Annotated in this window: 7 protein-coding genes; all 7 read right to left on the reverse strand. The window is 42.7% G+C overall.

Annotated elements, in window-relative coordinates; translation table 11 throughout:
* Positions 1–24: 24 nt before the first annotated feature.
* Positions 25–2,904 (reverse strand): MobP3 family relaxase, encoded by a 2,880-nt coding sequence (gene mobP3 / locus DW938_RS12110; RefSeq protein WP_147342388.1) that lies wholly within the window; start codon positions 2,902–2,904, stop codon positions 25–27.
* A gap of 24 nt (positions 2,905–2,928) precedes the next feature.
* A complete protein-coding gene (locus tag DW938_RS12115) occupies positions 2,929–3,399 on the reverse strand; it encodes a hypothetical protein (RefSeq protein ID WP_242992540.1) in 471 nt (156 codons plus the stop codon).
* A gap of 290 nt (positions 3,400–3,689) precedes the next feature.
* Positions 3,690–3,926: a DUF6103 family protein gene (locus tag DW938_RS12120; RefSeq protein ID WP_117865000.1), complete on the reverse strand. Its 237-nt coding sequence runs from the start codon at positions 3,924–3,926 to the stop codon at positions 3,690–3,692.
* Entirely contained in the window at positions 3,923–5,143 is a 1,221-nt protein-coding gene (locus DW938_RS12125) for an antirestriction protein ArdA (RefSeq protein WP_118054584.1), read from the reverse strand. The genes DW938_RS12120 and DW938_RS12125 overlap by 4 nt, the downstream gene beginning before the upstream one ends.
* Before the next feature lie 6 nt (positions 5,144–5,149).
* A complete protein-coding gene (locus tag DW938_RS12130; RefSeq protein WP_118125091.1) occupies positions 5,150–6,157 on the reverse strand; it encodes a hypothetical protein in 1,008 nt (335 codons plus the stop codon).
* Positions 6,157–7,992, reverse strand: coding sequence for a DUF87 domain-containing protein (locus DW938_RS12135; RefSeq protein ID WP_118054647.1), 1,836 nt, complete (start codon positions 7,990–7,992; stop codon positions 6,157–6,159). Before DW938_RS12135 ends, DW938_RS12130 begins: the two co-directional genes overlap by 1 nt.
* Positions 7,982–8,563: a hypothetical protein gene (locus DW938_RS12140; RefSeq protein WP_118054648.1), complete on the reverse strand. Its 582-nt coding sequence runs from the start codon at positions 8,561–8,563 to the stop codon at positions 7,982–7,984. The genes DW938_RS12135 and DW938_RS12140 overlap by 11 nt, the downstream gene beginning before the upstream one ends.
* Positions 8,564–8,734 lie beyond the last annotated feature (171 nt).

Consider the following 8,734-nt stretch of genomic DNA (forward strand, 5'->3'; position numbering starts at 1 on the left):
CAAGAAATACTAAAGGACTATCAGTTAATATGATTGCTCATAACTCTGCGACTGATCATCCTTAATTCCGAGCGACTGTTTCTTCCGATGTATCATTCTCCGCAGCCTACTGTCTACCGTCCGTCTGACTGCCTTATACTTCTGAATATAGTCCTCTTCAATGCACCTACTAAAATTTGCGAATAAACCAAAGATTGTATTTGCCAACATGGTATTCTCAAGATTGTCAAGGTGGTTAAGCATATTCTGAGCAACTTCGTTGCCGTTGTCTGCGGATTTAGTGAGCCACTCTACTGCTTTTGTCTTATCTTTCTCAAGTCCCTCTGCTCCGAAAAGATAAAGCCTGCCGAGCTGATAGCTTGACCACATATTCTTATCTGCGGATTTTTCAAAGCAGTCTACGGCTTTTAGAATATCATACTTTTCTTTTTGCAAATAAAGTATACCGAAAGCATACTGTGTGAATTCGTTATCTTCGGCTGACAGCAAATATTTCTCTGATTTATCCAAGTCCTGCAACACGATATCGCCCTTGAAATATATCTTGCCAAGCTTGTAACAGGCATAAGCGTCTCTGCTGTCGGCACACTCTGTAAGCATAGCAAGTCCTTTGTCAATGTCCTGATCTAAATGCTCACCCGAAATAAGTTCAAGGGCAAGAAAACGTTTTGCATTGATATTCTCAAGCTTTATTGCTTTTTCAAGTAGCTTTACAGCCTTTTCAATATCCTGTGGAATATTTTCTCCGAGCAGAAGCACCTTTCCGTACTCGTACAACCCATTCTTGTTATTCATTTCTTCAGATCGTTTGAAGTAATCTATAGCCTTATCCATATTGATGTCTGTTCCGAGTCCCTTTTTAAACATAGAACCAAGTTTGTAATATAGGTTATCATCAGCCTGATCCTTGCTTTCGAGTTCAAGAAAACCGGATAATGCGGCATTGTAATACCTTTGTGCCGTATCTTCATTTTGAGTAACATATTCACCCTTATTGTACATCTGAGCAATCGCATACGACGCATAAGGTTGTCCCTGTGCAGATGATTTCTGATACCACAAAAACGCCTGCGACAAATCTTTTTCCACGCCGTTTTCGTAGTAATACAAATTGGCGAGACTGTACTGAGCAAATTTGTTCCCCGCTGTTGCCGATTTCAAAAACCAATCAAATGCCTGTTTGTAGTCCTGTTCTGTACCTAACCCATAACAATGCATTTTGCCTATGCGATACCAAACGTAAGAACGCATATCTACAGGTTTCATGATTTGACCCTCATATTTCGGTTCGTAGGGAAACATAAAATCCGAATCGGGTTCTGTTTCCATAAATCCCTGTAATGCCTCTTTGTAATATGCAAATGATTTTTCTTCATCCTTTTCACCAAGCTTGTCGGTGGAATACAGCTTTCCTAAATCGTGAATAGCAAGAACATTGCCTGTCTGAGATTCTGAAAGCAGAAGTTGTTCTGCTTTTTTGAAATCTTCAAGCTTTGATTGCTTATTGTAAATCAGTTTGCAGGCTTCTTTGTACGAACTACTCCACTTTAAATAATATTTGCTTTGAGGAACATCATCAATATCAACCGTTACTGTATTTTCATCACTCCAAATGAAATCTTCGACTGTAAGATCATCGTTATCTGAAAATATTATATTATCATTTTCGGATTGCTCAGATTCATCAAACTGCGGAGATATTTCTACAGGCGGACTATCAGAGGTATCTTCGGATTGTTCGGTAGGTTCGGGTTCTTCGACTATAGGGTTATCCATATCAAGCACAGTCCTGATTATCATATTCCGCACAGGCTGAAAAACCTTATTGTCGGTAAGCGCAGGCAGTTCTTTTTCCTTTTGCGTATAGGTCTTGCACTTCAACCGCTCCAAGTCACACCACTTTTCATAGAGCTGTTGTATATTTTCATCTTTTGCAAGCTCCGAAAATATATTGTTTACCGTTTCCTTGACCTCCGGTGGAAGATATCCATACACTTTTTTGCCTTTAACTTTTTGTAGCTGCGAATTCAGTTTAAGAACAAGATTTTCAAGCTGCGGATCATCAAAACCGCCTTGTTGAATTTTTCTGACGATACTTTCAAACTCTGTTCTGGATACAGCTTTCAATTCGTCACGGCTTAACGTCTGCTCCTGATATATTGACTGCAAATTGTCATGGAATACGTCGTTTGCAAAAGCTGAACGTATCTGATCTATACCCTTAGTAGTTAAAAATCCCTGCTTTGGATTTGTTGAATACACAAGCAGATGTATATGCGGATGATGAGTTGTGTCATGGAATGCGGCATACCATTTCAGATTGCAAAGCGGTATACGCTGAGCTTTTGCAATATCGGAAATATGCCTTTTCACAAGATCGCGCCACACTTCCGAATTATCATATCCAAGACGAATAGCGTCCTCACGTCGGAGCGAAACAACGTGCGACCAGACATTGCCTTTGTGATTTGCTATTTCGTTAGCTACTCTATCAAGAATGATCGGTTCATCTTTTTCATTAAACAAACCGTGCGAACCTCTTTTCTGAACTCCCGGTCGCATAGCCATATAGCCCACAAAATTCTGCCGATTTCCGATGATGTCGGCGTTACGCTCAATGATCGTACTGATAAGCTCAGATGCGTTTTCTACGGTAGAATCAGCGATATAGTCCCCATACTCAAGGTACCTTTTGGCTTCGGGAAAATCGATCAGCAAATCATCTATAAGCTCTTTCTGATTTTTTGTAGCATTATCATTTCTGTCAATAGTGTTTTGATCACGGACTTCAACTGTTTCACGGGTTGCAATGTACTTTGTGTAGTTTCTGCGCTTGTTTTTAATTTTCTGATTTCCGCTTTTCAGATAGCGGCTTGTGACAATCAACTGTGATAGCGCCAACACATATCACCTCCGTTTTAATTTGATTTAATCTGACCGCTGATACCTAACCGCCTTCTCAAAATTAATGATACCATTGATCCTTCTGACTTCGTCCGTACACATAGCCCGAAGTTTTATCATCGTATCATCGTCAATGTCATGCACAGCCGCAAGCATATGTGTAATCGCGCCAAGCTCCACTGCAATTTTAAACATGGCACGGGACAACCTTTGTTCCGTGTCTTTTACAATTCCCTCTGTTATCGTTGCAATCTGCGGAGCAAGATAATCCACAAGCTCAGGCTTGTTCTGCAAAAGATAACCGCAGTAAAATCTGATTGCCTTTTCCATAAACTCCGTGCGTGAAGAGCAGTTATCCGACTTGTATAAGATATCAACCGTTTTCATAGTCTCGGGAAATACATACAACGGAAACTTGATTTTTTCTGCTGTGACACCATCGTTTTCTTCTGCAACATCGGTGCTTTTTTTCATTTTTTGTACTTTTGACTCCATGACTTTCGTAAACCTCCTTTTTTGACTCCATTTTATCAAGGCTTGTAAAACCTCGCAAAATCGGCGAGCTTTGCTCGTCCGATGTGATTGTTTTGGCGGCTTTGACGCCAAAACTTTAACCAGCAATATATTAAATGCCCCTCAAACCCACCCGAAATCATCTGATCCCTGCCATTCTCAAGCTTTGCAACAAAACGCCCCAAATTCGCCCCAGCTGCCTTTAGGGTAAAGTTATCCCACCCATGCCGTGAAAACGCCACACGAGGGCACACGGTGCGAACCGTGGCGAATTACTGCTCGGATCGTTTCCCCGATTCGGCAGGAGCAGTGATCTTCTGCTTTCTCGCAGGCTTTCTGTCCGACATCATATCAATAAAATCTCTCACATTCTGCGGAACGACCTTGCCGTAAAGCTGATCCGCATACTTTTCAAGTTCCGCCGCAAGAGTTGTGTTTTTCTGCTCCAGATACATTTCTATCGCAGACAGCTTTTCCTCATTGACCGATATTGAAATTGACTTCTTCAAAGCAACATTCCTCCCATCTCAAAATCCCCCGACTCATCTTCTTCAAGTTCTTCATCAGAAAATTCTTCGCTGATATCTTCTGTAAGCTGCTGTTCCGACTTAACAGTAATAGCATAATACAGTTCCTGACCCCTGCCTGAGATCGCTCCGTAGGAAGTGATCTCGCCCTCCTTGCGTCCCAGAACACTTTGACCAAAGTCGTGCAAGTCTATATCTTCCAGAACAGAATTATCAAAGTTTGTAGGAAGATTTTTCGCCAGATAAGCCTTGCCGAACTCGCTTTCATCGGAAATAAACATATCAAATTCGTACTCCGACAGATGTTCAATGCAGTCCATAGTATCGGAAATATCACATATTTCCTCGCTCTCTGTGACCGCTTTCAGTTTTACAAAATCGTGATTTGAAAGTTCTGACAGCCTTTGAGCAAGAACATTCAGTTCGTCAATTCTGCGCATATCGCCAAACGATTCCTCTGTGATCGAAGGAATAGCCGACTGAAAATCATAATAGACCATGTCCTGAACTCTGCCTATGCAAAGGTCTTTTGCAATGTCGTTCAGATTTTCTTTATCGCAAGGCAGGGACAGCCATTGGGCAAACTGCTCGGTGGATTCATCATTTGCCGGCGCAGGCGCGATCAGCAGACGGAAAAAGCACTTATCCGGCTCGCCGATCTCAATATTCATATCCGGTCTCTCATAGCAGGACGGTACACAGTAATAGCTGTCCGCAAACATACCGCCGTCACGCTCGCACATAATTTGTCCGATATGCTCACGGTCGAGCAGTTCCAACATCTCATCGGAACAGTCCTCCAATTCACACAGCATATCGTTCTCAATTGCCATTTCGCCGAGTTCGTGATAATCTTCGCAAGGGAAAGCAGGAACAGAATCCAGACCGTATGTCATCAAAAGCATATCGTCAAAGCTGCTTTCGGGATTGGCTTTCAGCAGACTTTTAAACGCCTCTGCCTCCGGATATTCCAGCTTTTCATACCTTTCGGCGAACAGGTTAAGCTTGTAAATATCCGCTGAAAATTCTTTACCACACAGGCTTTGCGGCAGCTCTGTGTTTCCAAATTCGGACAGTCTGAACAAAACCTCGCGGCTCTGAAACTTTCTCAGCCTGTCAAGCGTATCACGTATTTCAAATACACTCATTGGGAAGTCCTTTGCTAAAGTGTAATTGCCGTCTTTTAAATATATTTTCATTTAACATCACTCCGTTTCTTCATTTGATTCTTCTGTATTTTCTTCCGTCACATTATTGATTTCATTAATGGCGTTTAGAACCTCCTGCGGATAATCCACTCCCTCATAGGTGCACCAGCTTGTCCAGCTGCCATTTGAAACAGGCTCTTTAGTGACATATCCAAGAGTTTCTGAACTGTAGACGACTTCGCCGTCACCGACATATATCCCATGCTGACTGCCGTCAAACAGTCCTATACCTGCGACCTCAGGCATGGTATCAAGACTGCCTTGCTCCGTGTAAACAAGAATTTCATGCACATTTCCAAACGTTTTATCCGCAGGATTGTAGTTGAGATACCCAAGCATAAGTCCTGCGTTATCGCAGTATCTGATGCGGTTATTTTCGTTTCTCTCGCCGATAAATCCGTTCATATATCCCCAGCCTGAGATGTACGCATTCTCCGCCCAAGCTGCCATGTCCGTACAGTTTTTGGTTGTGCTGTCCGTAAACATATACTCATTGATTGTTGCGTTCATCGTCCAAGTGTACGAACGCATGAAATCATCGTAAGGGATTTCAATACCATAGGTTGCATTTATACTTTCAAGCAGTGCGATATCATCGTTTGCGTTAGCGAACAGACTTGCGTATTCTGTGAAGTCCGACAGCGGATTTTCATCAAAATATGAGTAATAAATCAGCTGTGCCTTTATGGTTTCCGAGGGCAAACCGACCGCAGACATAACAGCTGCGATGGCTTCACCTTGACTTTGAAATTCAGCAATTTGCGACTGCTGATCCTCATCAAGCGTTGCCATAAAAGCGGAATCGGTGAACATACTACGGTCGACTTCGGGAGTTTCAATCTCCAAACTGCCCATTGATGACAGCACAGCTACAGGCAGGCACATCAGTCCAAGAAAGCCTGCGGCGATGCTTCCGATCAGAACAAACAGCTTACCTCGTTTCTTTTCGTCGCCCAGAATATATATCGCTACCTTTTTCAGAGCAACCGCAACTGTTGCAGACATTACCGACCACCACCGTTTCCAAACAACACAGCCTTGTACTGCGGAGCGATGACCTGTAACAAATATCTCTCGTTTCCGCACCTGTAAAGACAAGTACCTCTTTCAGGGTACTTTATCAAGCCGTACTCCGATTCTTCAAGCTGCAAGGTGTCAATGAATGCAGTCGGAGAAATATTACCCGGATTGAACAGAAAATGATGGCTCGGAATTGAAAACAACGGCTTAGTAAACTCCTTGATTTCAGGCAAAAGAAAGTCCTCAATATTCTGACTTGCCAGAATAAACGAGGACTCCTTTTTACGAACACGTTTCATGCCGTTGCGGATATATTCGATCGCCGTCATATTTGTGAGGAACAAATACAGCTCGTCTACTGCGGCAACTGTATTTCCTCTGCCCAAAAGCTGATTGCTCATGTAGCTGAGAATGTTAAACAGCAGAGTATCCTTAAGCCTTTTGTTTGTGTCCATAAGACCTTTCACTCCGAAACAGATAAGCTCGCTGTCATTGATGTTGGTGTGACCGTTGAAATATTTTGACTCCGCACCCTTGCACATGGAGTGCAGTCCCAGACAGATATTCTGTAACATTTCTTCGGTGTATAGGTGCTTTTTCTCGTTATCAAACGCCATGAATTCCTTTTCAATAAGTTCGTAGAGGTCGCTCATAATTGGATAATCTTCGCTGTCCAGCGTATTGAAATCGGTAAAATCATCAATTCCAAATCTTGCGTACAGCTTCATAAGCATGATCTCTATGGTGTCAATTTCGCTGTCAGAAAAGTCCTTGTACGCTCTGAAAAAATCCTTTAAATACGATATGTGCTGTGATAATCTTGTGACTTTTCTGAACGTTTCGGGATCTTCAATATCCGCTTTTTCGCCGTCGCTCCAAGCTTTAGGTTCAAGCGGATTTATCATAAATTCGCCCGACATCATATCAATGTATGTTCCGCCGAGATTTGAACAAATGTCACGGTACTCGGCTTCGGGATCTAAAACCAACACACTTTTCCCAGCCTCACGCTGATTGCACAGCAAAAGTTTCATAAGATACGACTTGCCCTGACCGCTGTTGCCAAGAATTAAAATATTGGAATTTGTCTTGTCCTCGGTACGCTTGTCAAAGTCAACAAGCACGTTGCTGCCGTACTTATCTCTGCCGATATAGAAGCCGTTTTCGTCCGTTTTTCCGCTGTAATTCAAAGGATAAAGATTAGCAACACTTGAAGCAGGAAGAACACGCTCAAACTGGCTTGCGAATACATTATTGCCCGTCGGCAAAACCGATAAAAAGCCCTCTTTCTGACGGAGCAAAAGCCTGTCTACAGATATTTTTGAACGTGTTAATTCCATCGAAATGTCGGCTTGCAGTTCCTTTAATTTATCTTCCGAGCTTGCTTTTAATTCAATAAACACAGCCGTATGCAGCAGCGGTTCTTTGTTTCGGCGAAGTTCTGACAGCAGTTCTACCACATCGTTGATATTATCCTGAGCCTTGATGCTCTCGTTTACATCGTTTGTGGTGGTCATCATATGATTTTTCCGCATTGCCTGCTGAACGATTTTTCGTTGTTCCATACTTGTCACAAGGCGGTTGTAAATTCTGAGAGTTACCCCGTTTCTGTCGGCAAGGTGAGCAAGGATAGCCGTTTCTTCCGTTGAAGTCGGATATTCCGTAACCGCCCAGCAGGACTTGTAGAAGTTTCCGCAGATATAGTGGTCGGTGTAAAACTTGATTATTCCCGGAACAGTTCGGTCAAAAAAGTCCTTTGTGCTGATAATTTCAAGCTGTTCGTCCGTCAGATTTTTCTTTTTTCGTAAATTAATTCTCATGCAATCCCTCCAGATTAAATTCGTTTTCTCCCTCAATATCGGGGATTTCCTCGCCCGATATGCTCGTTCCGAAGTAAAGTGCAAGCATACGCTTTATGTCAGACTTACTCATTCTACGAGCCGTAAAGCCGTGTTCTGAGATTGCTTTGTCAACACGATTAAGCGTGCTGAATATCTGCTCGTCCTTTTCACGCCTGAACCGTACCGCAAACATAAACTGTCTTGCCGAGGACATCTCTACCTGAATCTCGTCAAGAAAATCATAGTCCGCCTGCAGCAGTTTTCTGACCGCCTCGTTCTGCTCGGTCTGCAAACGCTTTTTGACGTACATCTTGTTTGTATCAAAACACTCGCAAGAGTCCAAAGCAAGAATTTCAAAGTCCGGTATCGTGCTTAACAGCATCATCAAATGATGTATCTTCACGTCAATATTAGCCGCTGAAAGCACTGAAATATTGGTGGGTTCTACGCTGAAAAATGCTATTTCGGCTTTGTCGGTTTTTACTCCGAAACGAGTAAAGCGTTCAAAGCCGATAAGACCTTGAACGCCGTTATTTTTCCTTTTTGTCATAAAATTTTATGCTCCTTTCGTCCAATAAAAAATTTGCTGCGAGGTCAGAAAAAACTTCGCAGCATTAAAAATATAGTCCATAATCGCCGTTTCGTCAACCCGAAGCGAGAGAAAAGCAAAGCAGGCAGTCGCCGCAAAAGGCAGGACATTCCACAGGTTTACCAGAACCAC

Source organism: Ruminococcus sp. AM43-6 (assembly GCF_003461785.1).
GTDB classification, from domain to species: domain Bacteria; phylum Bacillota; class Clostridia; order Oscillospirales; family Ruminococcaceae; genus Hominimerdicola; species Hominimerdicola aceti.